The organism is Vibrio sp. Makdt (assembly GCF_027587015.1).
Classification (GTDB): Bacteria; Pseudomonadota; Gammaproteobacteria; order Enterobacterales; family Vibrionaceae; genus Vibrio; species Vibrio chagasii_B.
The window spans coordinates 66,753-92,382 of the sequence record NZ_JAPPTH010000008.1 but is presented as its reverse complement, the minus strand read 5'-3'; the positions used below and the strand labels follow the sequence as shown (position 1 = coordinate 92,382).

General features: G+C 44.8%; 20 protein-coding genes. 10 read left to right on the top strand and 10 right to left on the bottom strand.

Annotation, left to right across the window (positions count from 1 at the left end; all coding sequences use genetic code 11):
* Window positions 1–115 precede the first annotated feature (115 nt).
* A complete protein-coding gene (locus OH460_RS12115) occupies window positions 116–382 on the bottom strand; it encodes an Lpp/OprI family alanine-zipper lipoprotein (protein WP_061032141.1) in 267 nt (88 codons plus the stop codon).
* 361 nt (window positions 383–743) lie between these two features.
* Between OH460_RS12115 and OH460_RS12110 the strand changes: the two genes are divergently transcribed.
* On the top strand, window positions 744–2,075 hold the full coding sequence (locus OH460_RS12110) for a DEAD/DEAH box helicase (RefSeq protein WP_061032142.1): 1,332 nt from the start codon (window positions 744–746) through the stop codon (window positions 2,073–2,075).
* A 114-nt stretch (window positions 2,076–2,189) separates the two neighbouring features.
* Here OH460_RS12110 and OH460_RS12105 read toward each other — a convergent pair whose 3' ends face one another.
* Window positions 2,190–3,437 (bottom strand): SGNH/GDSL hydrolase family protein, encoded by a 1,248-nt coding sequence (locus tag OH460_RS12105; protein WP_269997386.1) that lies wholly within the window; start codon window positions 3,435–3,437, stop codon window positions 2,190–2,192.
* A gap of 410 nt (window positions 3,438–3,847) precedes the next feature.
* Here OH460_RS12105 and OH460_RS12100 point away from each other — a divergent pair, with 410 nt between their 5' ends.
* Complete coding sequence (locus OH460_RS12100; protein ID WP_105058462.1) at window positions 3,848–4,789, top strand: esterase/lipase family protein; 942 nt, start codon at window positions 3,848–3,850, stop codon at window positions 4,787–4,789.
* 39 nt (window positions 4,790–4,828) lie between these two features.
* On the top strand, window positions 4,829–5,722 hold the full coding sequence (locus tag OH460_RS12095) for a lipase secretion chaperone (RefSeq protein ID WP_269997385.1): 894 nt from the start codon (window positions 4,829–4,831) through the stop codon (window positions 5,720–5,722).
* A gap of 98 nt (window positions 5,723–5,820) precedes the next feature.
* Here OH460_RS12095 and OH460_RS12090 read toward each other — a convergent pair whose 3' ends face one another.
* On the bottom strand, window positions 5,821–7,464 hold the full coding sequence (locus OH460_RS12090; RefSeq protein ID WP_269997384.1) for a methyl-accepting chemotaxis protein: 1,644 nt from the start codon (window positions 7,462–7,464) through the stop codon (window positions 5,821–5,823).
* A 468-nt stretch (window positions 7,465–7,932) separates the two neighbouring features.
* Between OH460_RS12090 and OH460_RS12085 the strand changes: the two genes are divergently transcribed.
* The 5 genes from OH460_RS12085 to OH460_RS12065 all read left to right on the top strand — a co-directional run bounded on the left by OH460_RS12085 (window position 7,933) and on the right by OH460_RS12065 (window position 13,999).
* Window positions 7,933–8,754, top strand: coding sequence for a phosphate ABC transporter substrate-binding protein (locus OH460_RS12085; protein WP_102424660.1), 822 nt, complete (start codon window positions 7,933–7,935; stop codon window positions 8,752–8,754).
* A 112-nt stretch (window positions 8,755–8,866) separates the two neighbouring features.
* Window positions 8,867–9,796: a phosphate ABC transporter permease subunit PstC gene (pstC, locus tag OH460_RS12080; RefSeq protein ID WP_008215818.1), complete on the top strand. Its 930-nt coding sequence runs from the start codon at window positions 8,867–8,869 to the stop codon at window positions 9,794–9,796.
* Window positions 9,797–9,811: 15 nt separating this feature from the next.
* Complete coding sequence (gene pstA / locus OH460_RS12075) at window positions 9,812–10,675, top strand: phosphate ABC transporter permease PstA (protein WP_032498030.1); 864 nt, start codon at window positions 9,812–9,814, stop codon at window positions 10,673–10,675.
* Window positions 10,676–10,768: 93 nt separating this feature from the next.
* Window positions 10,769–11,518, top strand: coding sequence for a phosphate ABC transporter ATP-binding protein PstB (gene pstB / locus OH460_RS12070; protein ID WP_004737715.1), 750 nt, complete (start codon window positions 10,769–10,771; stop codon window positions 11,516–11,518).
* Between the two features lie 336 nt (window positions 11,519–11,854).
* Window positions 11,855–13,999 carry a sensor domain-containing diguanylate cyclase gene (locus tag OH460_RS12065; protein ID WP_269997383.1) on the top strand — a complete coding sequence of 715 codons (2,145 nt, stop codon included), beginning with the start codon at window positions 11,855–11,857 and terminating at the stop codon, window positions 13,997–13,999.
* A 69-nt stretch (window positions 14,000–14,068) separates the two neighbouring features.
* Here the strand turns inward: OH460_RS12065 and OH460_RS12060 are convergent, their stop codons facing one another.
* Genes OH460_RS12060 through OH460_RS12035 form a run of 6 tightly spaced genes read right to left on the bottom strand, consistent with a single transcriptional unit; the run spans window position 14,069 to window position 21,014 of the window.
* Window positions 14,069–15,748, bottom strand: coding sequence for a BatD family protein (locus OH460_RS12060; protein ID WP_269997382.1), 1,680 nt, complete (start codon window positions 15,746–15,748; stop codon window positions 14,069–14,071).
* Between the two features lie 2 nt (window positions 15,749–15,750).
* Window positions 15,751–17,661, bottom strand: coding sequence for a vWA domain-containing protein (locus OH460_RS12055; protein WP_269997381.1), 1,911 nt, complete (start codon window positions 17,659–17,661; stop codon window positions 15,751–15,753).
* Window positions 17,654–18,646 (bottom strand): vWA domain-containing protein, encoded by a 993-nt coding sequence (locus OH460_RS12050; RefSeq protein ID WP_269997380.1) that lies wholly within the window; start codon window positions 18,644–18,646, stop codon window positions 17,654–17,656. The genes OH460_RS12055 and OH460_RS12050 overlap by 8 nt, the downstream gene beginning before the upstream one ends.
* The gene (locus tag OH460_RS12045) at window positions 18,639–19,124 is read right to left on the bottom strand and encodes a DUF4381 domain-containing protein (RefSeq protein WP_105058456.1); all 486 of its coding nucleotides are present in this window, start codon (window positions 19,122–19,124) and stop codon (window positions 18,639–18,641) included. Before OH460_RS12045 ends, OH460_RS12050 begins: the two co-directional genes overlap by 8 nt.
* Window positions 19,121–20,047, bottom strand: coding sequence for a DUF58 domain-containing protein (locus tag OH460_RS12040; RefSeq protein WP_269997378.1), 927 nt, complete (start codon window positions 20,045–20,047; stop codon window positions 19,121–19,123). The genes OH460_RS12045 and OH460_RS12040 overlap by 4 nt, the downstream gene beginning before the upstream one ends.
* 10 nt (window positions 20,048–20,057) lie before the next feature.
* Window positions 20,058–21,014: an AAA family ATPase gene (locus OH460_RS12035; RefSeq protein ID WP_269997376.1), complete on the bottom strand. Its 957-nt coding sequence runs from the start codon at window positions 21,012–21,014 to the stop codon at window positions 20,058–20,060.
* A 445-nt stretch (window positions 21,015–21,459) separates the two neighbouring features.
* On the opposite strand from OH460_RS12035, the gene OH460_RS12030 reads away from it, so the two are divergent.
* Both OH460_RS12030 and OH460_RS12025 read left to right on the top strand, forming a co-directional pair.
* Window positions 21,460–23,376 (top strand): methyl-accepting chemotaxis protein, encoded by a 1,917-nt coding sequence (locus OH460_RS12030; protein WP_008215806.1) that lies wholly within the window; start codon window positions 21,460–21,462, stop codon window positions 23,374–23,376.
* 212 nt (window positions 23,377–23,588) lie between these two features.
* A complete protein-coding gene (locus OH460_RS12025) occupies window positions 23,589–23,789 on the top strand; it encodes a hypothetical protein (protein ID WP_004737706.1) in 201 nt (66 codons plus the stop codon).
* Between the two features lie 197 nt (window positions 23,790–23,986).
* Here OH460_RS12025 and malK read toward each other — a convergent pair whose 3' ends face one another.
* Complete coding sequence (gene malK / locus OH460_RS12020) at window positions 23,987–25,099, bottom strand: maltose/maltodextrin ABC transporter ATP-binding protein MalK (RefSeq protein WP_008215804.1); 1,113 nt, start codon at window positions 25,097–25,099, stop codon at window positions 23,987–23,989.
* Window positions 25,100–25,630: the final 531 nt, after the last annotated feature.

Here is a 25,630-nt window from a genome sequence, read left to right as displayed (position 1 = left end):
AACCTATTTAGTTTTCCCCAAATAAAAGCACCACATCCGTTAAGAGGTGGTGCTTTCTATATACTGCTTTTTGCGACTTATTTAATCTACAGCTTAATCGCGCTTAGATATCAAACTACTTAGTGTAAGACTCAGCGATGTTGTCGATACGGTCGTTAGCACGATCCGCTTCTTCTTTTGCTGCCATAGCGGCTGCAGAAGCTTCTTGAGCTTTCATTTCTGCTGCTGCTTTGTCACTCTTAAGAGCTTCAACTTCGCTTGTTAGTTGAGCGACTTGGTTAGTTAGTTGATCCATTTCTGATACTGCAGCTTCTTCTGGCTCTGAAGAACAACCAGCTAGAATGAAAACTGAGGCTGCAGCTGCGATTAACGTCTTATTCATAAGAACTCCTTGCTTATTTACCATCAAAAAATGCGCTATACATTCTTTATCATATAGTCGCTTCATTAATGATTGTAGCGACTAATTTTTTAACTGCAAAAACAATAACTAAAGAAATTGCTAAATTTTTGAGGGAATTAGCTAAGCATCACGTTCTGTCTCACTTATGAGATGGCCGATTTTGAAGGACTTTTTCGTCGATTGAATGGGGCTAACCCTTTGCTAGCAACGCATACAATGTTCTAAACAACTTTGTTAGTAGGGATAAATTTTCTGTGATCTCTATCCTTATAAAGCATTTTCGCGGTATCATGTCGCGTTAAAATAATTTTATTCAATACCATCATGACTGGAGAGTCCTTTGCACTTTAAAGATTTAGGCTTAGATAACCGCTTACTGAAGAACTTAAAACATTACGACTTTAAGAAAGCGACAGAGATCCAATCGAAAGCGATCCCTGTTGCTATTGCCGGTAAGGATCTATTGGCTTCATCAAAAACGGGTTCAGGCAAGACATTGGCGTTTGTTCTGCCAATGATTCACAAGGCATTAAAAACCAAAGCGTTTTCTGCTCGTGATCCTCGTGGTGTAATTTTGGCTCCTACTCGTGAGCTGGCTAAGCAAGTTTACGGTGAATTACGTAGCATGCTGGGTGGTTTGTCTTACGAAGCGGCGCTTATCCTAGGTGGCGAGAACTTTAACGACCAAGTGAAAGCACTGCGTAAGTATCCTCGTTTTATCGTTGCGACTCCAGGTCGTCTTGCTGACCACCTAGAGCACCGCTCGTTGTTCCTAGATGGTGTTGAAACGCTTATCCTTGATGAAGCAGACCGTATGCTTGATCTAGGCTTTGCTCCTGAACTTCGTCGCATTGCAAACGCTGCGAAGCACCGTCGTCGTCAAACGTTGATGTTCTCTGCAACACTTGATCACGCTGAAGTGAACGACATCGCGAATGAGATGTTAGACGCTCCTAAGCGTATTTCTGTTGGTGTTTCGAATGAGCAGCACCTTGATATCACTCAGAAGTTCTACCTTTGTGACCACTTGGATCATAAAGAGGCGATTTTAGACCGCGTTCTGGAAGAGGCTGAGTACCGTCAGGTTATGATCTTCACGGCAACTCGTGCTGACACTGATCGTCTAACCGACAAGCTTAACGAGAAGAAACTAAAAGCGGTTGCACTGAGTGGTAATCTAAACCAAACGCAACGTAATGCCATCATGAGCCAGTTTGAGCGTGCGGTTTACAAGATCTTGGTAACAACAGACGTTGCTTCACGTGGAATTGATATTCCAAACGTAAGCCACGTTATCAACTTTGATATGCCTAAGCACACTGAAGAGTACGTTCACCGTGTTGGTCGTACCGGTCGTGCTGGTAATAAAGGTGATGCAATTTCTTTGGTGGGTCCAAAAGACTGGGACAGCTTCAAGCGTGTTGAGCTTTACCTGCAGCAAGACCTTAACTTCTCTGTTCTTGAAGGGCTAAAAGGCAAGTTCAAAGGCATCAAGCCTCGTAAGCCAGCCTTCAAGAAGGGCGGTCCAGCTAAGAAAGCGGGCAAACCTCAAGCGAAGAAGACAGCGAAGAAGCCAGTTAAACGCGATAAGAGTTTCCATCAAAATGTGGCTGTGGGTGATAGCGTATTTATCCCTAAGAAGAAAGTCGCGCCAAAAGTGGACGACGAGTAATCACTAGCCAGCTTAAAGGCTTTATTGATATAACTTAGATAAATAAAAACCGCCAATATTAGGCGGTTTTTTTGTATCTCTATTCTGTCTAAGCCATTAGCCTCAGGTCATTAGCTAGAAATCGAACGTTGAGAAGGAATATGCCAAGATGTGGTCGGCAATGTATTTATGAGTAGCAGTCGTTGGGTGTGTCACGCCCCAGAATACATAGCTGTCTGAACCATAGGTGGCACAGTCATTGGTTAAGCTATGGCTTCGTAAGTAGTCCGCGGCTGAGCTTCTGTTGAGATCAAGACAAGCGTCACTCGCATTTCTAAAGCCATGCTGTTCAGGATTATCAGTAATGCTTGCAAACAGTGCACTTGCATCGAACAGCACCACATTTTTCCCCATGTTTTGGTAATACTCGGCCTGTGCTTTAATGAATTGATTAAACTCAATGATCTTGCCACGAACCTTGATGATCTCTTGTTCTGTCGAGTACTTGAATTGAGGCGCCTTTGTCGCATCAGGCAATGTGAATAACAAGATATTGTTGGCTCCAGATTCAGTCAATCGAATGAGAGCGCTGCTGAAATCGGCTTTGACATCAGCGACTTCGCGGTCGTAATTCATAAAGTCATTGAGCCCAAATTCCAGTGTAAACAGCGAGTTTTCTGGGTGATAGTTTTTGGCGACTTTCATATAGGTTAAGTAGGACGTGACTTGGTCATATACCCCGGTTAATGCGACATACTGATTGGTACCTGCTGCGCCACCTACAGCCCAATTATATAAAGGGACGTCTTTGGCTTTTGCTAGGTATTCTGTCCAGACTAAGCCATTAGAAAAATGCCCTAGAAACCACGAGTCCGCATTTGGGAAAACCCATTGAGATCCGTTAAATAGATTTCCAGTATCAGAAAGGCTATCACCAAAAGTAACAATGCGATTTATCGTATTTCCTTGAGTAGCGTTGTCATTGGTCCAAATTGAGTGGTTATAAGAGAAGCGATTATCTGCGGCAAAGTAGGTAATGTCTGCGGCATCATGCTGGATATCGAGTGTTTGTTCACAACGCTGTTTGATTTCAGATTGCGGAGCATCACTGTAAAACATATTTTTGAACGAGACGGACGACCACCAATATCCGTTGATCGTATAATAGTCCCCGTTTTCTTTTTTCGCCCATTTCCAATCGGTAGCGGCTGAGTCATGAGAGGCATCTGTGCGATACCAACATCGGACGTAAGAGTAGGTTTCTGAATCTTGTGTGCTGAGTACTTGAGCAGAGGAAATAGATTCCGGTGTTGGTGTTGAATTTTCAGCAGCATAAGCACCAAACGGCACTGTTAACGCGAGTATTAAAGCCGTGTTTTTCATTACTGTATTCTCTTTTTATGTGTAGGTAAGCCGAATAAACGTTGTTTATTGTTGATAACTGAGTAAGTAAATGGCCGGTACGACCTATATCGATAATTGATAATTACCGTCAACACATTCAGCTTCTTGGTGTTTAATAACTGGCATAAATGTCAAACTTCCAACGATTTTTTGGTTATTGCTCTCAAACCTCAAGAGTAAGTAATTAACACGTAATTTCCATTAAATGTTAATTTAATCAATATCTTATTGTTATTTTTGTTGATTGCTCTTCGCCTGCCTAATGTTAATCCCTATTGTTTATTTCCAGTTCAACATCACAAATCTCGAGTCACTCTTTTTAGTTTTATAAAATTATCACCTACGTTTCTCTTACTCATCAGAGGTCTAACTTGTTTAAGGAAAGAGCATTGAAGAAGATATTAATTTGGACAATCGCCTGCCTATCCAGTTTGGGTGCCTATGCAGGAACAAGCGCTTCGGCATTAGAGGTAAGTGGATACACGGAAACCAAATATCCCATTGTGTTGGTACATGGCTTATTTGGGTTCGATACGTTAGCGGGTGTGGATTACTTTTATGGGGTGCCTGAATCTTTAACCAAAGATGGCGCGAGCGTATACGTTGCACAAGTATCAGCGACGAATAGTTCAGAGGTTAGGGGAGAGCAATTATTGGCTCAGGTCGAGACACTTTTAGCGGCAACAGGAGCAAATAAGGTTAACCTTGTCGGGCACAGTCATGGTGGCCCCACGGCGCGGTATGTGGCCTCTGTGAGACCAGACCTTGTCGCATCGGTAACGAGTATTGGCGGCGTTCATAAAGGTTCAAAGGTAGCGGATTTAGTTCGTGGAACCGTACCTGAAGGGTCTGTCACTGAGGGAATTGCGGTTAAGTTGGCGGGTGGTTTGACGACACTCATAAATCTATTGTCTGGTGGCTCAGACCTCGAACAAGATGGCTTGGCATCACTAGAAGCGTTGACGACAGAAGGTTCTCTTGCTTTCAATCAATTTTATCCTGAAGGGGTTCCAACCTCTGCATGTGGTGATGGTGAGTGGCAAGCCAGTAACGGCGTTTATTACTACTCATGGACAGGGTCTTCCACTTTTACCAATCTTTTGGACCCGACCGATGCGGCGATGACAGTGCTAGGTTTAGCGTTTAACGAACCAAATGATGGGCTTGTTGGAGCTTGTAGTGCTCACCTAGGTAAAGTGATTGGGGATGATTACAAAATGAATCATCTGGATGAGATCAACGGTTTGCTGGGCATCCATCATTTGTTTGAGACTGACCCGGTAACATTGTATCGCCAGCACGCGAACCGATTGAAGCTGGCTGGCTTGTAGCTTGTCCTGATGACTCGTTAACACAATAAGGAAAATATAATGAATAAGGCCGCCATTTTTTCGATAACCACGATAGCCCTGATGAGTGCAGCGGCGGTCTTTATTTTATATCCAATGGAAGAGGGCTTAAACCCAAGCGGTGACGAACAACAAAGCATCTCTTCGTTGAAAGTGAGTTCTCAACAAGATACTGATATTGATAGTGCATCGGCCAAAGACACTATGGATTACTTCGTCTCTGGACAAACAGAGCTAACCCTTGAAGATATTCGTAACAACGTTGCTCAGCACCATGCTCAATCACAAGGTGCAATTGTCGATGAAGCCTTGTTTGCCAAATATCTTGATTACAAGTCGGCATTGACGTCATTGGACGTTCAGTTCGACCCCACTTCGCTCTCTGTCGATGATCTGCAACGCTTAAACCAAGCCTTACTTGATCTTCAGGCTCAGTTTTTTAGCCCGAGCGAGATAAGTATCTTATTTACTCACGATAACCAAATGAGGGAGGTTGCTTTAGAGAAGCTTCGATTGAAGCAAGAAGGGCTGAGTGAGCTGGAATACCAACAACGGTTAGATTCTTTAATCTCTGAGCAAGCAGACTACGTCCAAACGAGCCACAAGAATCAGGTGTTGCTTCAACAATTATCCAAGTCTGAAGGGCTTGAACAGCAAGAGAAATACTTGAGGCGAAATGAACTGGTGGGTGAAGATGCCGCGCAAAGGCTTGAAGAGCTCGACAAACAAAGAGCTGATTTTGAGGGGACTTTAGAGATTTATTTAGCGGAACGAAAAGATATTTTAGACGACGCAGGGCTATCACAAGTCGAACGACAAGAGACAATCGCGGAACTCAGAGTGGCCCACTTTCCTTCAAAGCAGATCCGAAGAGTCGAAGCGATAGAACGAATTTGGGATGCAGAGCTTGAGTAGCGAGGCTTGTTCAATGAAAGAGTTTAATAATGAAAAACCAGTCACGAATGACTGGCTTTTTGTTATTAGGTGGGTCGCCTAGAGTATAAGATCGAACCTTAAACCTTGAAGTAACCCAACTGTTGCTTCTGTTGCTCTGCAAGGTTCGATAGCTCATGGCTTGCAGCAGCAGCTTGAGTAATCCCGGTTACGTTCTGGCTTACTAAGCTGTAGATGTTGGAGATATTGCGGTTGATGTCTGACGTCACTTGGCTTTGTTCTTCCGCTGCCGAGGCTACCTGAGTGTTAATTTCCGTCATGTCCGTTACCGAGTTGGCAATACCAGAAAGAGCCTCGCTTACTTCAGCTGCAAGTGTTTGGTTGTGCTCTAGCATCGCCAGTGAGCTGCTCATGCTCTCGTTCGCATTGCCAGATTGAACCTGCAAACCTTCGATAATGGTTTGTATCTCTTTGGTTGAGTCTTGAGTGCGTGCCGCTAGCATTCGAACCTCATCGGCAACCACAGCGAAACCACGACCACTTTCTCCAGCACGCGCCGCTTCAATAGCCGCATTCAGCGCAAGTAGGTTGGTCTGTTCAGAGATGCTTTGAATCACCTCAATCACTTTGCCTATCTGTTCTGAGTGCTCTTTCAGTGTTCCCACAACATTCGCTGCTTCACTAAGCTGAATAGCCATTTGCTCATTGGCTTTGTTGCTTTCGTTAAACAAACTCATGCTGTGCGTTGCCATTTCGTCGGCTTGCTTAGATGCCGAATCTGCTTGAACTGCATTTTCGTTAACGTGAGAAGCTGTGCTCTCCAATTGATTCACTGCAGAAGCAACTTGCTCAACTTCTTGCTTCTCTTGATCTGAGTTCACGCTTGATTGCGTCATTACTGCAGCCAGCTCTGTGGATGCAGAAGCGACTTCAATACTGATTCGAGAAAGTGAACTTACGGTGTCACGCAGTTGGTCTACCGATTGGTTTACGTCTTTTGCTAAGCGAGAGATTTCGTTGTCGCCGTACTCTTCTGCTTTTACTAGCAAGTTACCATTTGCGACTTCGCGCATAGTTGCTTGAATATTGCTGATCGGCTTAACAATGATGCTTGCGAGTACCCAACTGATGACCAATGCGATTGAAAGGATAACTAATAGAGCTACCGTTGCCGTATTAAGTGTATCGGTGTGTTGCTGACCATTGATGTCTACTTCTTGCGTTGCAAGTAAGTTGAGCTTTTTAGATAGGGTATTGATGGCTTGTACCATCTCGTTACCTGCATGACGGTATTGGTCAATAGCCACTTGGTAACGTGCATCGAAGTCAGAAGACGGAGCTGAATTACCATGTTTTGTCTTTAATAAAGGAAGCATTGTTGTACGAGAAAAGTCGACATAGTGATTCATCGCTTTACTCATCGCTGCCACTTCGTCTTGCATCCCCGGCACAGTATTTAAGGAGTTTAATAGACGAGTGTTTAGGTCGCGCTTTTCATTAAGAGTTTGAACTAACGTTTTCACATCATCTGCATTGAACAAGCTGTAGATCGCTTTGATGCGCATACCGTAGCTGTTGTCGACGATTTCGCTGAGTTCTTCTTTATGTAGGATCAGTTGGTCTGTTGCGATAGATACCTCTTTAAAGGCATTTTCTAGTTTGTCACCACCGATAATAACCCCCGTCAAAAGCAATACGACGGAAAAGAGTACAGGTATTAGTATTTGTATTTTTATAGATAAGCCACTGAGAAGTTGGCGCATGTAATGTCCCTCTTTGAATAAATAAATGAGCAGAAGCAATTGTTATTATTGTTATTAGCAGGTGATTCTAACTTCTGAGAATGACAATTCAATCAGTAATAGATTCGATTTAGATATATGCGATAGGTATTTGATAAATATTGATTATTTATCGTTCAATTAAGCCTTTTAACCTTTGTAAAGGTAAGGCTAATAAGGGGAGGGTTGGCCATGTTCTACGTAAAAATCAGCATTGATGGTTATTTGAGCGGGTTGTTTTAATTTGGTTGGAATAAATACTTAGTGCTTATAGAACAAGGCAATGTATTACCTCGAAGGCATCTAATAAGGAGAAAACAAGAAAATAAATTGCAGTTGTCATATAGGCTTCAATTTAGTGAAACACAACTGTCACATTCGGATTCTAAAGTAGGCACCGTTCAAGCAAACACAACATTACGGCAATAACGCCACTAAAGGAAATTTGTGATGAAAAAGACAGTTATCGGTGCAATCGCACTTCTAGGCGCTCTAACAGTGAATACAGCTTCAGCTAAAGAAACTATCTCTGTAGTTGGCTCTAACAGTGCTTCTCCACTGGTTGAAGTTTTTGCAGAAACCTACATGAATAAAGGCGAACCAGTGTTCATCGAAATTCAAGCTCCAGGTTCTTCTGCAGGCATCAAAGCAGCAAAAAATGGAAGTGCTGACCTAGGTATCTCTTCTCGTGACCTTAAAGAAGAAGAGAAATCTGCTGACCTGAAAGAGCTAGTTATCGCTCGTGACGGTATCGCAGTTGTTGTAAACCCAAATAACGAAGTATCTGCTCTTACTGCTGAGCAAATCACTTCAATCTACAAAGGCGACATCACTAACTGGAAAGATGTTGGTGGTGCAGACAAGCCAATCGTAGCAATCACTCGTGATACTGCATCTGGTACACGTGGTGCATTCGAAGACATCATGAAGCTTAAGAAGAAGATCGGCGATAAGAAAGTATCGGCTATCTCTCAACGTGCACAAGTTGCTAACGGTAACGGCGCACTTAAAGTTTCTGTAGCAAGCAACCCATACGCAATCGGCTTTATCTCTCTAGGTACAGTTGACGAATCTGTTCAAGCTCTAACTATCGACGGCGCAGAAGCGACTGTAGATAACGTTAAGAACGGTTCTTACAAAGTTGCTCGTCCTTTCCTAGTACTTTACAAGTCTGGCGCTCCAACAGCTGAAACTCAACAGTTCCTAGACTGGATGGTTGCAGACGAAGCTCAAGCTATCGCTGGTAAGAAAGGCTACATCACAGTTAACTAATCTTAACTGACTCACTTTAAATTATTGCTCAGCCTGACTTTAGGCTGAGCCTTTTCTTTCAACTTTGGTTATTTCGAGCTCTTTTTGAGCCACAAAGTTTGAGATTTTATATATGACCATCGCAAATAGTGAAAAGCTTATGAATACTGAAGCGACTCAAATCAATAAGCCGAGTCTGCGCACCAAGAAGCGCGTTGACTGGAGAGAAAGAATCTTCCACGGCTTGTTCTTATCGAGTGCTGTAATCGGCATCGTATCACTAGCCGTTATCGCTTACTTTATCGTTGCAGAGAGTATCCCTGCATTCCAAGAAGCCGGTGTTTCTGGCATCGTTTTGGGTGTTGACTGGTTACCTCCAGCTCTATTCGGTGTTGCAACTATGATTGTTGCATCGATTGTGTCGACACTAGGCGCTGTAGTTGTTGGTGTTCCAGTAGGTGTACTAACCGCTATTTTTATTGCTGAGATCGCTCCTAAGCGTCTTGCAGATATTATTCGACCAGCAGTTGAACTTCTAGCGGGTATCCCGTCGGTAGTTTACGGCTTCTTTGGTCTAGTAATCATCGTTCCAATGATTCAGAACATCTTCTCTGTACCGGCGGGTAACACTATTCTGGCAGGTATCATCGTTCTAGGTATCATGATTCTTCCTACCGTTATTACGGTTTCTGAAACTTCGATTCGTGCGGTACCTCGTACGTACAAAGAAGGTTCACTTGCACTGGGTGCTTCTAAAATCTATACGATTTTTAAGCTGCTCGTTCCTGCTGCTCGTTCAGGCATTATGACTGGTGTGATTCTAGGTATCGGTCGTGCACTTGGTGAAACCATGGCAATCATCATGGTGATGGGTAACGCTCCAGCAATGCCAGAAGGTATTTTGGACTCGGCTCGTACACTAACAGCAAACATTGCGATTGAGATGTCTTACGCAAGTGGCGTTCACGCAAATGCACTCTACGCAACCGGTGTTGTACTTCTAGTGTTCATCATGATGTTAAATGGTGCTCTACTTTATCTTAACCGTGAAAAATCGAAGTAAGCGGGGATGAGTAATATGGATCTCGTAAAACTAAAACAAGCCCGTCAAACTAAAGATAACATCCTAAAGGGTTTTATCTGGGCGGCAGCAGCAGTCACTGTTGGTTTCTTATTCTGGATTATTTGGTACATCCTATCGAACGGTCTGCAATACGTAGATTGGAACTTCATCACTGACGATTACACTCGTACTGGTGAAGAGCGTGGTATTTTCCCAATGATCATCGCCACGATCTACATGGTAATTGCATCGATTGCCGTTGCAGCACCGCTGGGTATCATGACGGCAATCTACCTAACTGAATATGCGAAAGTTGGTAGCCGACTGGTTAAAGCGATTCGATTCTGTACTGAGTCTCTAGCGGGTATTCCGTCGATTATCTTCGGTCTGTTCGGTATGACCTTCTTTGTATCGATTCTTGGCCTTGGCTTCTCGATTCTATCGGGTGCACTAACGCTAAGTATTCTGATTCTTCCTGTAATCATTCGTACTACAGAAGAAGCATTGATGGCAGTACCACAAACTTACCGTGAAGGCTCATATGGCCTTGGCGCTTCAAAAATCTACACTATCTGGCGTTTGATCTTACCAAGCGCAATGCCAGGTATCTTAACTTCGGTCATTCTTAGTATTGGTCGTGTAATTGGTGAATCAGCGCCTGTGTTCTTAACAGCAGGTATGGTGGCACGTGTTCCTGAATCTGTATTTGATTCTGGACGTACACTAACGGTTCACTTATATAAGCTGACAACAGAGCTATTTACTATCGATGAGTGGAACCAAGCCTACGGCACGGCGACAGTCCTAATCGTATTGGTTCTCTTGATCAACATGGTTACAAAACTGATTGCGAGACGCTTCAACACGGCAACTTACTAAGCTCACTAGCTACTGGCTCAACAATAAAGAGAGCCCCCGTGATAAAGAAAGCATCAAGTTAGACACGAATTTAAGAATTTAGAGATTACGAACATGAACAAATTTGATATTGAGAACCTAGACCTGTTTTACGGCGACAACCAAGCGCTTAAATCTATCAACCTGCCAATTCCAACTCGCCAGGTTACTGCTCTGATTGGCCCGTCTGGCTGTGGTAAATCAACACTATTGCGTTGTTTGAACCGCATGAATGACCTAATTGAAGGCGTTACGATTAAGGGTAAGCTGGATATGGATGGCACTGACATCTACGGTAATATCGATGTCGCTGACCTACGTATCCGCGTAGGCATGGTATTCCAAAAGCCAAACCCGTTCCCAATGAGCATCTACGAGAACGTGGCATACGGCCTACGTGCTCAAGGTATCAAAGACAAAAAACACATCGATGAAGTGGTTGAGCGCTCGCTACGCAGTGCTGCACTGTGGGATGAAGTAAAAGACCGTCTTAAAGCGCATGCATTTGGTCTGTCTGGTGGTCAACAACAGCGTCTATGTATCGCACGTACCATTGCAATGGAACCAGATGTAATCCTGATGGATGAACCGACATCGGCTCTTGACCCAATCGCGACGCATAAGATTGAAGAATTGATGGAAGACCTGAAGAAAGACTTCACTATCGTTATCGTAACGCACTCAATGCAGCAAGCGCGTCGTATTTCAGACCGTACTGCTTTCTTCCTAATGGGAGAGCTTGTAGAGCACAACGAAACCAGTGTTATCTTCAGTGAACCAAAAGATGATCGTACTAAAGGTTACGTAAACGGTGACTTTGGTTAATCGATGATTTACGTGCGGTGTTTAAGCGATTAGATACCTTTGCACACTAACTGAAACGCAGGTTAGATAATCGAATCGATCAATAGAATTATCACTATAACTATAAGCGATGGAAGTTTTGCCCCACTTTAGGTGGGGCTTTTTTATGCCTCTAAAAAAGTCCCAATGTCGATGAAAATTTGGGCAGAGAATCCCATTTTTGTCGTCCTTCTCATGCTTGTGATAATGTAAAAGGTGAAACTGCGACCCGCTTAACATCTCATTTTTACTTACATTGATTGCATATCAAGCCTTCTGTATTTTTGCTTTATTCTTAATCGCCAATGGAAGGAAGCTGTGCCTGTTAAAGCCTTTGCAAAACAAATATCTGCGACACGCGACCACCGTCTGTTGGCTGAGTCTCTTTTTGACTATCTGGTTAAGGTACTTACTCCAAAAGGGATAGGAATATTTGCTGAACCGACGCCGGAGAGCGACGCATTACCGCTTTTCTCTTATGGCAACCTAACCTCATTGGCGAGCTACCCCTCTACATTTTGGCCGTGGGTCTCACAGTTTGATACCGCAGACGGTGTGTTACCGATGGCAATCAACACCTGTAATTGGGAACACATGAAAGTGCTTGGTGGGGAGTCGTTTATCATGATGCTCGACAACGCACCTGCCTCCAGAACTTATTTAATTGTTCAAAATTGCAATGCTGAGAAGGTTAACCAAACCTTTGACCAAGATCTTGATGTGTTACAGCTCGCGGCTGCCCGTTGGCAATGTATTCGTGCCGAAAAGAATGCGGCGCTTGAAATAAAAAATAGAGACACCCGTGAAGCTCAATATTTAGATGAGATAAAGCTACGTGAACTGTTTGTTGAGAACATGAAGTTGGTCCATCAGGTCGCGCTTGAGCTTTCTAATCCCGAATCACTAGACGCTTTGTATAAAGCATCGGTTGAGGCTGTGCGAGATAGGTTAGGGTTTGATCGTGCGATCTTCATGTTGCTTGATATGAAAAAGCGTTGCTTCAGTGGCACTTATGGCACTGACGAAGCGGGTAAAACCAACAGTGAACACCATACTCAATACGATTTGCATCAACTTGAAGCGGAATACATTGAAGCGCTGTCTGATAACCATACTAATCTAGTCATCATCGATAATGCGCCTCTGTATACAGAAGGTAAGGTGGTCGGGCAGGGCTGGAATGGCATGCTCATCTTGCGTGAAGGCGATAAACCTGTTGGTTGGATTGCCATGGATAATTACATTCATCGTTCACCGATTACTAACTATCAAAAGCAGATGCTTGAGTCTTTTGGCTCTCTGCTTTCTCAGATCTATATTCGCAAGCGCCAAGAGCAGAACATACGTATGTTGCACTCGAGTATGGTTGAGCTGTCTCGATGCGATAGCGTCAGTGAAGTCTGTAAGTCTGCCGTTAGTTTTGCGATTCAACATCTAGGTATCGATCGACTGGCGGTTTTCCTAACAGACAAAAAGTGCAGTTACATGCAGGGTACTTGGGGTACCGACATCAAAGGCGATATTGTCGATGAGTCCTATTATCGCTCTGAGCTGGTGGAACGTGACATTGTAGCCGCAGCTCGTGCTTGCCCGAATCAAGTCGCCTTCGAAGAATCGGTCCCTATTTACCATGATTTCAATATTGTCGGCGTTGGTTGGACGGCCATGACTATGCTCACCACAAACACGGGTGAGCCTATTGCGTTTATCGCTGCCGATAACTTGCTAACTCGTAGCCCGCTTACCTCACAGCTTCGTGAGGTCATACGTATCTTTGCTTCGAGCCTTGCTGAGGTGCTGCAAAGAACCATGGCTCAAGAAGAACTGAAAAAGCTCAATGAAACATTGGAGCAAGAAGTCAGTAAGCGTACCCAAGAACTAGAGTTGGCGAATGAGCAGTTAGATATCATTTCTAAACTCGACCCTCTGACGCGCCTTGGAAACCGCCGTATGTTGTCGCAGGTGTTAGAAGACTTGAACGGTGACGATCAAGGGGCGTTTGCCTTACAGAACGAAATTACATTTGGCTTGATTCTTGTCGACCTCGACCACTTTGGTTTGTACAACAGTGTCTATGGTCATACTGAAGGGGATGCGGCTCTGAGGACAGTAGGTGAGATACTGAATGCCCATGTTCACAATGATAAAGAAACCTTCTGTCGGATTGGCGGAGAGGAGTTTATGTTGTTGATGATTGGCACGAATCACTCAGAGACAAAGCAACGTGCAGAGTCGATTAGAAAATGCATTGAAGAGGCAAAAATCCTGCATTGTGAAAGTAGTACCAGCCCCTATTTAACCGCATCCGTTGGCTATGCCTCGATAACGTCTGACCAGCATCAGTTCGATTTTGATTTGTTGTATGGCAAGGCAGATAAAGCCTTGTATCAAGCCAAAGATTCGGGGCGAAATCGAATTGTTTCTGCATTAAAACGTAAAAAAGTCACAGCCTCTCTTTCTTAAAATAAAGGCCGTTAATCTCCATATGATCAACGGCCTTTGTGCTTTACTGTTCTTGATGAGCAGTGTCGACTAAAGCTTTTCTAGCGAGCTATTATGCTTTTTACTCGCGACTCTTTTGGGCTTTTTCACAGCTTTGATTGCCAGCTCAGGGCTCCAGATTTGGGCTGGTGAACCGGCTTCACCATAAAGGCTTTGGTTTAGCTTGGCGAGTTCGGCTTCAACGGCTTGTAACGTCTCATCACTTAGATCTGTATGTTCAGATTTCCATTGCTCATATAAGGTTCTGGTCATCACGCCATCTTTCGTTCTTAGAGCTTCAATAAGCGTTTCTGCGGTATCTGATTGACGTTCAACAGTGTATGTTGGTTTTGTCGTTACACCGCGGCGTGACCAGAAGTAGAAGGCCATCACAGAGCTAATCAACCATAAAGCAGCAAATAGGGCGGTGAGATAAGGCCAGAACCCTGGGTTATCGACGTTAATCACCGTTGGCGCTGTTTGTTGGAGCGGCGCGCTAGCAACAGGAGGTGCGCTTGATACAACACGATCACTTGCTGTTACTGCTAGCTCTAGGCCCAGAGCTTTACTGGTTTGTTCTGATTGAGCATCAGTATTGAACCAAGCTTGGGAAACATCCGGAAGTGAGATGTTTCCTGCCTCTTTTGGGATTAGAACCTGTTTGTACACCACCACCGTATCGCCTGACTGTGTTGTTCCAAATTGCGGTTTTTCTTCATAAACCCGAACCGATTTAGGGTAGGTGATATTCAGCTTCGGCAGTTGGTGCTGCGTTAAGTTACTCGCCGTCATGGTAATAGTACGGGTTAACGAATCACCCGCTTCCATTTCGATGGCTTGCTTATCGCCTTCTAATCCTTTGTTACCGGTTAATTCGTTACCTTGGCTATCAGACCATTGCTGTATCAATTTGAAGTTCGATGTTGGTAACCACTCACCCTTGTAGCCTTTTGGCACTTCCTTTACGGTGACATCTAAGGTTTCAACGGGTGTGTCGAGTTGGAACAAACGCGTTGTACTAGAGTTGTTGGTTGAGTAGACAACAGCTCCTGTTAGCTTCGGCCCGTTCAGCTTAAATTGACCTGCTTTTTGTGACGAGATACGGAATGACTGTTGAACTACCGTCACCTCCTTTCCATTGAGAACGTCTTGAAATTGCTTCGATTCCCCAATAGGTTCCACATCTAAGCCTGAAGAGCTCGGTGGCGCGATTATCGGATCTTGAAGCCTTCTTGGATCCGCTTTAATGATCAGCTTTACATCAAGCTCTGCGGTCTCTTGTGGGTATAGTGAGCTCTTACTTAGATTAAGTTGAAACTCAGCCATGTCATGTTGAGTTGGCGCCGCTTTATTAACGGCGACACTGATGGTGATAGGCTTGGTTTTAGCCCCTTCAATGTCAAAGCTAGGGATCTGTACCTGGCCTAAGCGTAGTGGAGCAAGGGTGATGTTCCACTCGCTTGACACCGAACGGCTACCATTAATGATGCGCATCGATGACCCAAAGCTTGGTGTGCCAACATAGAAGTCTTGCTGAAGCGCGGCGAGATCCAGAGCATCAGAAGAGACCTTCTCGTCGGTGGTAACTCTAAGTAGGAAGACTTCATCTTTGGTGACACTGTTCTGTGAAACACTTGCTACGGCATTAGCCGCCAGTGCTGAAAATGACGAGAAAGCGCCCAACAGCAGCGTTAGGGCTATCGATAAAAATGGCTTGTTTAGAAATCGCATGGTTACCACTTTTTGTTCTGGTTGTTAGGAGCACTTTTTTGTTGTGCTTGTAAAATCATTTGCGCTTTAAGCAGTTGGCTTGGGTCACGCGCACTCTCTACTTGCTCAAGCTTTCGCATATCCGGGTCACTCGATAGCGGTTGCCCTGAGGCCTGTGCTACAGCTTGTTGAGCATTTTTATCACCTTTCTTATCTGAAGCTTGCTGTGCGCTTGCACTTTGAGGCTGCGACTTATCCTGCCCTTTTTCCTCAGACTGGTTTGCTGTACTTGGCAGCTTAGATTGCTCGCCCTCTTGTTCGCCTGCATTTGCACTCGATTGGTCTTCTGCTTGCTCTTGGCTTGTGCTTTGAGGTTGGCTATCAGCTTTGCTCTGCGAGTTTTCATTGTCTGCAGAGTTTTGCTGTTGATTCTTTGAGCCTTGCGAAGAATCATTTTGCTGACCTTGCTGACCTTGCTGACCTTGCTGACCTTGCTGATTCGGTTGGTCTTGGTCTTTTTGGTCTTTGGACTCAGAATCATCTTGCTGTTGCTGTTGCTGTTGCTGTTGCTGTTGCTGTTGCTGTTGCTGTTGCTGTTGCTGCTTCTGGGCTTGTTTCACGATTTCTAGATTCTTCTTCGCATACTCATGAGCAGGGTTGTTTTCGATAATGTTTTGATACTCTTCGATCGCTTGATCGTACTTGCCTTGCTGTGCTTGAGCATTCGCAAGGTTGTAACGAGCACTTTCGTCAGTCAAACCTTGTAGTGTCTGCTCAGCCGCTTCGAAGTCTCCCGCTTTGTACTGTGAGATGCCTTTCCACTCTTGCTGTTTGAATTGTTCCGCAGCCTGCTGGAAATCTTCATCTTGATAAAACTGATAACCTACTTGGTCGTCGGTTTTCCATGGGCTTGCAAACGCCGTGTTCGGTTGGCTAAAAGACAAAACCACAGCCAAGCCGCACCAAATAACGCCTTTTCTGAAAAGCCCAAGTGCAGGTAGCAAGAGGAATGGCAGTAGCCAAAAGCCATTGTTGACTCTGGTGTTGAGTGAGTTATTGGTTTTGGTTACTTCCGTCGTTGTTGCTATGCGGTCGAGATATCTCGCAATGTGTTCAACATCCGAATTATCAAATTGAACCTCAGTAAAGGCGCCACCATAGCTGCGTGTCAGATCGCGCATGTTCTTTAAGTTGGTTCTTGCAACTACCGTCTGTCCTGAGTCGGTTTGCATCATCGAGCCACTTGGTAATGAGATTGGTGCGCCACTTTCACTGCCCACAGCTAAGATAGATAGCGTCCAATTGCCACCAGATAGTAGCGAGTCGATCTCTTTCTTTTCTTGGTCATCGATGTCATCGGCAATGAGCACCAAATCACCTTGGTAGATCTTTGCACGAGTCATCATCTCAATGGCAAGCTTAACCGCTGCGGGGGCATTACTGCCTTGGTAAGGCATGATATCCGGAGACAAGTTCGGTACTTGGCTCTTAATGGTGTTGATGTCTGACGTTAGTGGGCTAATGGTATAAGCATCGCCAGCGTAAGCGACCATTCCGGTTAAGCCCTCATTCCACAATGAGAGTAGATCGAGCGCTTTATATCTCACTTGCGTTAAACGGTTTGGTTTTATGTCGGTAGCGTAGAGCGACATCGACATATCCATCATCACAACTCGTGCCTGTGTTTTTTCAAAGCTAGGCTGCTCATTGTTTTGAAAGCTTGGTCCGGCTAGCGCAATAACACCAACCAACCACCAGATACCAAAGTAAGTACTGCGGTTTTTAGACGGTTTGCTTGATTCTGGGGCTAAATATCGCGCGATATGAGACGCCAATAACCCTTGTTTCGATTGTCTCTTGCTGAGCCACCAAATAGCGGGCAGGGCAGCAAGTGCTAACAACCAATATGGGTAGATAAAAGTAAAGTTAGACATTGTTTCTCCTAATGGCTAACAGCATAAATGCGAAGAACATGGCAGCCGACAAAGGCCATACAAACCACTCTTGTTGTGGTCGCCATATTTTGGTCGCATTTGTCACGGGTTCTAGTTGGTTGATAGTGTCGTAAATCGTTGCCAGCTCTTTGCTGTCACGCGCCCGGAAGTATTGACCGCCAGTGCGTTTGGCAATTTCCATTAGCGTGCGTTCATCTAAATCTTGAGCGGTGTTTACTTTACGAGTCATGAAGAGCTCTTTAACCATCATTTCGCCTGCGCCAACACCGACGGTGTAGATGGTTGCGTTGTACTTCTTGGCAATATCTGCAGCCTCTAATGGGTCTAACACTCCGGAGGTATTACTGCCGTCGCTGAGTAGAACCATCACACGTTGAGGCGCATCACTATCTACAAAGGTCTTGGTTGCCAGGCCAATGCCGTCACCAATCGCGGTTTGATTACCGATCAGTCTCAGGACTGCTTGATTGAGTTGCTGTGACAGCGTGTCTCTATCCAAAGTCAAAGGTGTTTGTAGGTAGGCATGATCGGCAAAGAGCACCAAACCAACTCGGTCGCCTTTGCGGCGTTCAATGAAGTCACTCAACACATGTTTCACTGCCGATAAGCGGTCGATGTACTCGCCATTGAATTGCATGTCCTCTTGGCTCATGGAGTAGGAGAGGTCGACAACCAACATCAAATCACGGTGCTTTGGTTGAAACTCAACAGGTTCGCCATACCAAACTGGACGAGCGCTCGCCGTTACCAGCAGAAGCCAAATAATGACGGACAGCGCCTTTGGCAAGCGGGTGCTTGGCGTTTTGGTATTACTGTCTTCTGGCAAAAATGGAAGCTTAAGAGCACCGCTTGATTCTGTTTTAGGTGAGAACAAGTAAACGAGAAACGGCAATGGCGCGAGGAAAAACATCCACCACCAAACGAATTCAATGTTTAGTAAGTTAGTGCTTAGGAGATTACTCATAACGACCTCGCTTTGGAGGAAGGGCTTTGCGAATCCAAGTTTCGCAGTCAGTCACCAATTGTTGTTGGACTTTATGTTGTTCTTCGTTCATTGAAGTTGGATCTTGATAGAGTGACTGTTGCCAATGAGCTTGTTTCTCTACAAACAACGGTTTTTTCAATTGCGCGTCTAAGAACTTCAACCAATCATCACCAGCTAGGCCTGCTACTTTTTCTCGTGGGAAGTAGCTCAATGCAGCCTGACGAAGGATGCGTTGTGCTTCACTCGGAGACAAACGATCTGAAGACTGACTATTAGTGAAGTAAGACAGCGCTTCTTGCTTCGCCTGTTGATTGTTTTTTCTGCGTCTTACAATGAAAAATACAAGGGCAATCAAGATGATGGATGTGACAATCACTGCCCACCAACCCCACGCTAGAGGCCACCATGTTGGCGCATCTGGTGTAATCACAGGGCTTAAATCTAAGGGCTGCTTCATGACTGAGCTCCTGATATCTGGCTCATCAATGGCAGTGCACTCGACAACGAGCTATAGGGTATCGCGAGAGATAAGCTCAGTTGTTGTAGCTGCTGCTTTTTTAGTGAGAACGCGTGATTGAGTTTTTGCTTCTCTTTCGTAGAGGAGAAGTTAAACCACTGTGTTTTACTGCCATCGGTGACTTGTTTTGAGCCTTTATAGGCCGTTTGACCTTGCTCTAGCGGATCATAAAAATGTACCAGACGAACTCTGTTGTGTCGGCGAATTTGGCTGATAAGTGAGTAATCACTTTCTTGGTAACGTACAAAGTCACTGAGGAGGATAATATCGCTTCCTTTTGGACAAAGTTGATGAAGAGACTTCAATCCATGCTCTAAGGTGGTATCGCAACGATTATCGTCGTTGGTTAGCGCTGCATTATTGATTTCTATGACTTTTTGCAAAATACGCAAAGGAGCATGGTTACTGCCACTCGGTTTGATTTCTATGATTTCTTTGCCGGTATCGATGACTGCGCCAATTCGGTCTTTTTGAGCGACGGTTAACCAGCACAATTGACTAGCAAAGTGCGCAAGTTGAACTGATTTCAGCAACAGGGTTGAACCGAAAATCATGCTACTTGATAAATCTAAGTACAAGATGACAGGTTGTTCTCTCTCTTCAGAGAACAACTTAGTATGCGCTTTGCCTGTTCTTGCCGTTACTCGCCAGTCAATGCTGCGTATGTCATCGCCCGCTTGATACTGGCGAACTTCTGAGAAATTCATCCCGCGACCTTTGCGGTTGCTTTCGTGTTGACCATTGAGCTGTGACCAGAGGCTTTTCGCTGGAGGCAACCATCGAACAGACTGCGCTTTGTACTGCAGCAGTTCGTCCAGGTTCAGCATCACGCCGTCACTGTGGTTCGGTAATAAATTATTCATGCGCGTGTCCCTATGCGCTACCAACCAACGAAATAAGGTGTGCAATCACTTGGTTTGCTGTGACACCTTCAGCTTGTGCGTGGTAGCTACGAAGCAAGCGGTGACGCAAGACAGGAAATGCCATCGTTTGAACATCTTGAGGTGTGACATAGTCGCGACCCGCAAGCCAAGCATGTGCACGAGCGCAGCGGTCGAGCGCAATGGTCGCACGCGGACTCACGCCCATATCTAGCCACTGATCCAGTTGGCCGCTGTACTGCTTAGGTTGGCGAGTCGCCATTACTAGTCTGATGATGTACTGCTCAATGGTATCTGCCATGTGGATATTGAGTACTTCTTGGCGCGCTTCAAAGATAGTCTGCTGAGAGATTTCTTGTGGTTGTACCGATTCGTTACCTTGAGCTTCACCGCGGTTGAGTCGCAGGATTTCAAGCTCACTTTCCATGTCTGGGTATTCAACCTCGAGGTGCAGCAGGAAGCGGTCTAATTGAGCTTCAGGCAGTGGGTATGTGCCTTCTTGCTCAATCGGGTTTTGTGTCGCCATCACTAAAAACAAGTCTGGCAGGGCGTAGGTTTTTCGGCCTGCAGTGACTTGCTTTTCCGCCATCGCTTCTAACATCGCCGCTTGCACTTTTGCAGGAGCACGGTTGATCTCATCCGCCAGGATAAGCGAGTTAAAGATTGGTCCAGATTGGAACGTAAATTCCCCTGTCTCTGGTCGGAAGATATCGGTACCCGTTAAGTCCGCAGGCAGTAAGTCAGGGGTAAATTGAATGCGGTGGAAATCCCCTTCAACACAATCAGCGAGTGATTTGACTGCACGGGTTTTCGCTAACCCCGGAGGACCTTCAACCAGAATATGACCATCAGCAAGTAGTGCGATCATCAGTTGTTTGACGAGCTCTTGCTGACCAATGATTTGAGACTCTAAATAGTTTTGAAGGACTTCGAAATTCGTTTTGTGCATTTTGGACTCTCTGGGTATCCATTTGATTTTTATTGTAAGTATTGGTCACTTTTCGAAAGCAAAAAGTTCCGGTACATCTACGTAATTTATTTTTTCAAATTTGGAATGATTTACAAGCGCTTAGCGAGAAACGCGTTTGATAGGTGGTTTTTACCATATCAATCGATGTTTATACACCAAAGTGCTTACTGAGGTAGTTGTGTATGTGTGTGGAAGTTTTAATTGCGTAGAGGGTCGATGACGGCATATTTGGTGTGCCGATGCTGTACGATTTTTGATGATTTTGCTTATTACATTGTTTTGCAAATTTTTGCGATATGACTCTTTAGATTTATGGGTATTGGTCGATACATAACTCAGACTGTGCATTTTAGCTTAAGAGTGCACTAAAAAGCCCTGTTTTTGGGATACAAATGAAGAGCGATTCTTTTTAAAAGGTCCAAATATGTTTAAAACTAACTCTCTGAGTATTAAGCAAAAGGTAGTACTAGGTATTACTTTTGCGGTTCTTGCCTCTACGGTTATTGTTGGCGCGATGGCACAGCAACAAGCACGAGACGTATTGAGTCATCGATTGGTCGATATTGAACTTCCTGGAATGCTAGAGCGAATCAATGGTGAGATTGACCGTGAAGTTTCCCAGTTATTACTGGCTGCTGAGCAAATCGCTTCAAATGAATTTATTTCTGATGCAATCGAGTCGACAGATCGCGATCCAGCGTTAGAGAGTAAGTTGGTTAAACAACTGAATAATGTGCGTAACCAATACAACTTAAATGATGCTTCAGTAGCAAACCGTCAAACGGCGTATTACTGGAACCAAAATGGCTTCCTACGCCAGCTTAATCAACAACAAGATGGTTGGTTCTTTGGCTTTACTCAATCTGGGCAGCCAACCATGGTGAGCATGTTCCAAGAAGCCAACGGTGAAGTGAAGATGTTCGCTAACTACCAACAGCCTTCTGGTTTGGCGATGTCTGGTCTATCAAAATCGATGGACGACATGGTGAGCCTTCTTAACGGCTTCAAAATTGAGAATACTGGTTTTGTATTCTTAACCGACAGCCAAGGTGACGTGCAGATTCACCGTGAGCGTTCTCGCAGTGATTCTTCTCTTCAACAACTTTACGGCCCTCAAGCAAGCCAACTTCTGAATAAGTCAGGTTTCAACCTGATCACGACAGAGAGCCAAGGCCAAGAACTGTTTGTCGCAAGTTTGTACGTGTCGTCAATGGATTGGTTCGTCATTGGCGTTGTTCCAACAGGGGAAGTGTTTGCTGAGTTAGATGAGACAGCCCAAAAGATGTTGATCATGACTGCGGTAGTGGCATTAGCATTTATCTTGATGGGCGTAGTACTAGCGAACAGCATCACGCAGCCAATCAAGCTATTGGCTAAGCGTTTCAGTGACCTTGGTGAAGGTGACGGTGATCTTGCGCAGCGTATTGAAGTGAAAGGCAATGATGAAATCGCTCAGCTTTCAAAAGGCTTCAATGGGTTCATTGAAAAGATCCATGAGTCGATGAAAGAGGTATGCTCGACAAGCCAAGCGCTTCAAGTAGCGGCGGAGAGCGTTTCTAACAAAGCACACATCACCCATGACAACAGCCAAGAGCAACGTGACCAAACTCTTCAAGTGGTGGCAGCGATCAACCAAATGGGTATGACCATCAGCGAGATCGCATCGAACGCCGCAACCGCAGCTGAAACGGCAACACAAGCTTCGGGTAATACTGAAGTTGGTCGCTCTGTGGTTAACAAAGCAAAAGATGCGATAAGCCGTTTGGCACAAGACATCGAAAGCACTGGTCAAGTGGTTGAGCAGCTTGCTTCAACAACGCAAGACATTGGCTCTATTCTGGGTGTTATCCGTGATATCTCAGAGCAAACCAACTTACTTGCATTGAATGCTGCGATTGAAGCTGCGCGTGCCGGTGAGCAAGGTCGTGGTTTTGCGGTAGTAGCGGATGAAGTTCGTAATTTAGCAAGTCGTACTGCAGATTCAACGGAAGAGATTCAGAAGATGATCAACCAACTGCAAAGTGATGCAAAAGATGCGGTAACCGCAATGAGTGCGGGTAAAGTGATTACGCTTGAAGGTGTATCAGCATCGGATGAAGCGGTTGATGTATTGGGTGGTATTTCTGACCGTATCGTTGATATCTCAGACCGTAACACGCAAGTCGCAACAGCAACTGAAGAGCAATCAACGGTGGTTCACACCATTAATCAGAATATCGAAGAGATCAACGCGATCAACGAAGTCACAACGGGCACAGCGGAGCAACTTGCTGAGGCGAGCCAAGAGCTTCGTGACTTGTCTTCTCGCCTAGATAAGATGGTTGGTTCATTCAAGCTTTAATCCTTTCAAGCTGTAACATGGCTTAGAAAGTGATTTAGACGAAGAGCTGGATTCATTTCATCGTGAATCCGGCTCTTTTTATTGGTGGACTCATTTGCTTCTAACTGCCTTTAGCTTGATCTGGTTTCGGGCTTTGCTTTCAATCAACCTAGCATCATAGAGCGGAAATGAGTAAAATCTGATTAGGTTTAATATTTAGGTAAGTATGTATCATGAGCGATTTTGAAAAAGAACTAGAGCAGATGACTCAAGAGATGGGCGATGAGCCAGAAGTAAAACTGCCATCACTTGAAGAGCAGAAAGCGATTGTTGCTGAGTTCAAGCGACTAGAAGCGGAAGGCAAACTGACACCTGAAGTATTAGAAGCGCACTTTGGTCAGTTCAACAAAAAGAATGATACGCCAATTCACTAAGTTAAAAACAAACCTAGTTGTTGGGTTACAGCGTTAAATGATTGGTTGAGCTGAGGCTCAAACTAAACAGATAAAGGTCTAGCACACGCTAGGCCTTTTTTATTGCTTACTGATACAGGTCGAATCTAAAGAAAAAATCCCCCTTACAGCGTAAGAGGGATTTGAATTGGGCAAGTTATATCTTAAAGGCTTAGCGCTTATTCAGTGCCGTACTCTTTGTACAGGCGACGACATGCTTTGCCATCGCTGTGGAACAGGTGACAACGGTGCGCTGGGATACCGATAGCAAGCTTGTCGCCCGGTTCAACCGTTAGTGTGTCTGGTTGACGGTAGATAACATCAGCATCTGCACTTTCAAGGTTTAGGTAAACTTGAGTTTCGTTACCTAGCTTCTCAACAATCATCACTTCGCCTTCAATCGTTGCGTCGCCCGCTTCTGCAGACATTAAGTGCTCTGGACGAACACCTAGTGACATGCGGTCACCAACGTTAACGGTTGTACCATCAACAGGGATCCAGAAAGTCATGCCGTTTGAAAGCTGTACCAGTACGCGCTCTGCTTCCGCTTGTTCAATGTGTACAGACATAAAGTTCATCTTCGGCGAGCCAATAAAGCCAGCAACGAAACGGTTTTGAGGGTAGTGGTATAGGTCAAGTGGCTTGCCAACTTGAGATACGTAACCACCATCAAGTACAACGATTTTGTCAGCCATTGTCATCGCTTCCACTTGATCGTGGGTAACGTAGATCATGGTGCAACCAAGCTGGCGTTGTAGTTTAGTTATTTGTGAACGCATTTGAACACGCAGAGCAGCATCTAGGTTAGATAGCGGTTCATCCAGTAGGAATACGTTTGGTTGAGAAACCAGAGTACGCCCAATTGCAACACGTTGACGTTGACCACCAGAAAGTGCTTTTGGTTGGCGCTCTAGTAAGTGACCAAGCTGTAGGATTTCAGCCGCATGCTCAACACGCTTATCAATTTCTGCTTTGTCTGCTTTCGCTAGCTTAAGACCGAAAGACATGTTGTCGTAAAGGTTTAGGTGAGGGTATAGCGCGTATGATTGAAACACCATACCTACGCCACGCTTAGATGGCTCAACGTCGTTCATGCGTTGATCGCCAATGTACAAATCACCAGACGTAATGTCTTCTAGACCTGCGATACAACGTAATAGCGTCGATTTACCACAACCTGATGGTCCAACGAATACTACGAATTCACCTTCGTTGATGTCTAAGGTTACGTCCTTAGAAATCTGTACATCACCATATGATTTATAAACGTTTTTTAACGTGACACTCGCCATCTAGCTTGTCCTCGATCGATCAAATTTTAAGTTTTACTGCTTATCATTATAAGAAATTTTTGGGTCAGCAGTAACTGTAGGAATTGGTAAGTATTGAGTGAGTAAGAAAAAAAGTGGGTGAGACTTGGATTCTGTAACCAAGCCCACCCGTCATAGCCAAACTGGTGCCTATTTCCCCCACATCCAGCTAAACCTCCCCCGTGATTCCATCACAGATTTAGCTCGATGCTTAATAAAGACAACAGCGGGCAGTGAAGCCAACTTAATGCATTATGTATGAAACACAACACTCGCTGGTAAAGGGTTCTTACTATCCACTCTTGGATGGATGCAGTTTCGGTGAATTAGCGTAAGCGTACATCCTCCTAATGGAAAATTAACTAGGGGGAGTAGGAGGGGAGGAGTAGATATAGGGGTTTAATAATAATTGGCGATCCAGTTCAAATAAATCCACCGCATAACGGTGATGCTGATCACGATGAGTATGTGTTTTGTGATTCTAGTCTCTAATCTGACCGGATGGTGATCACG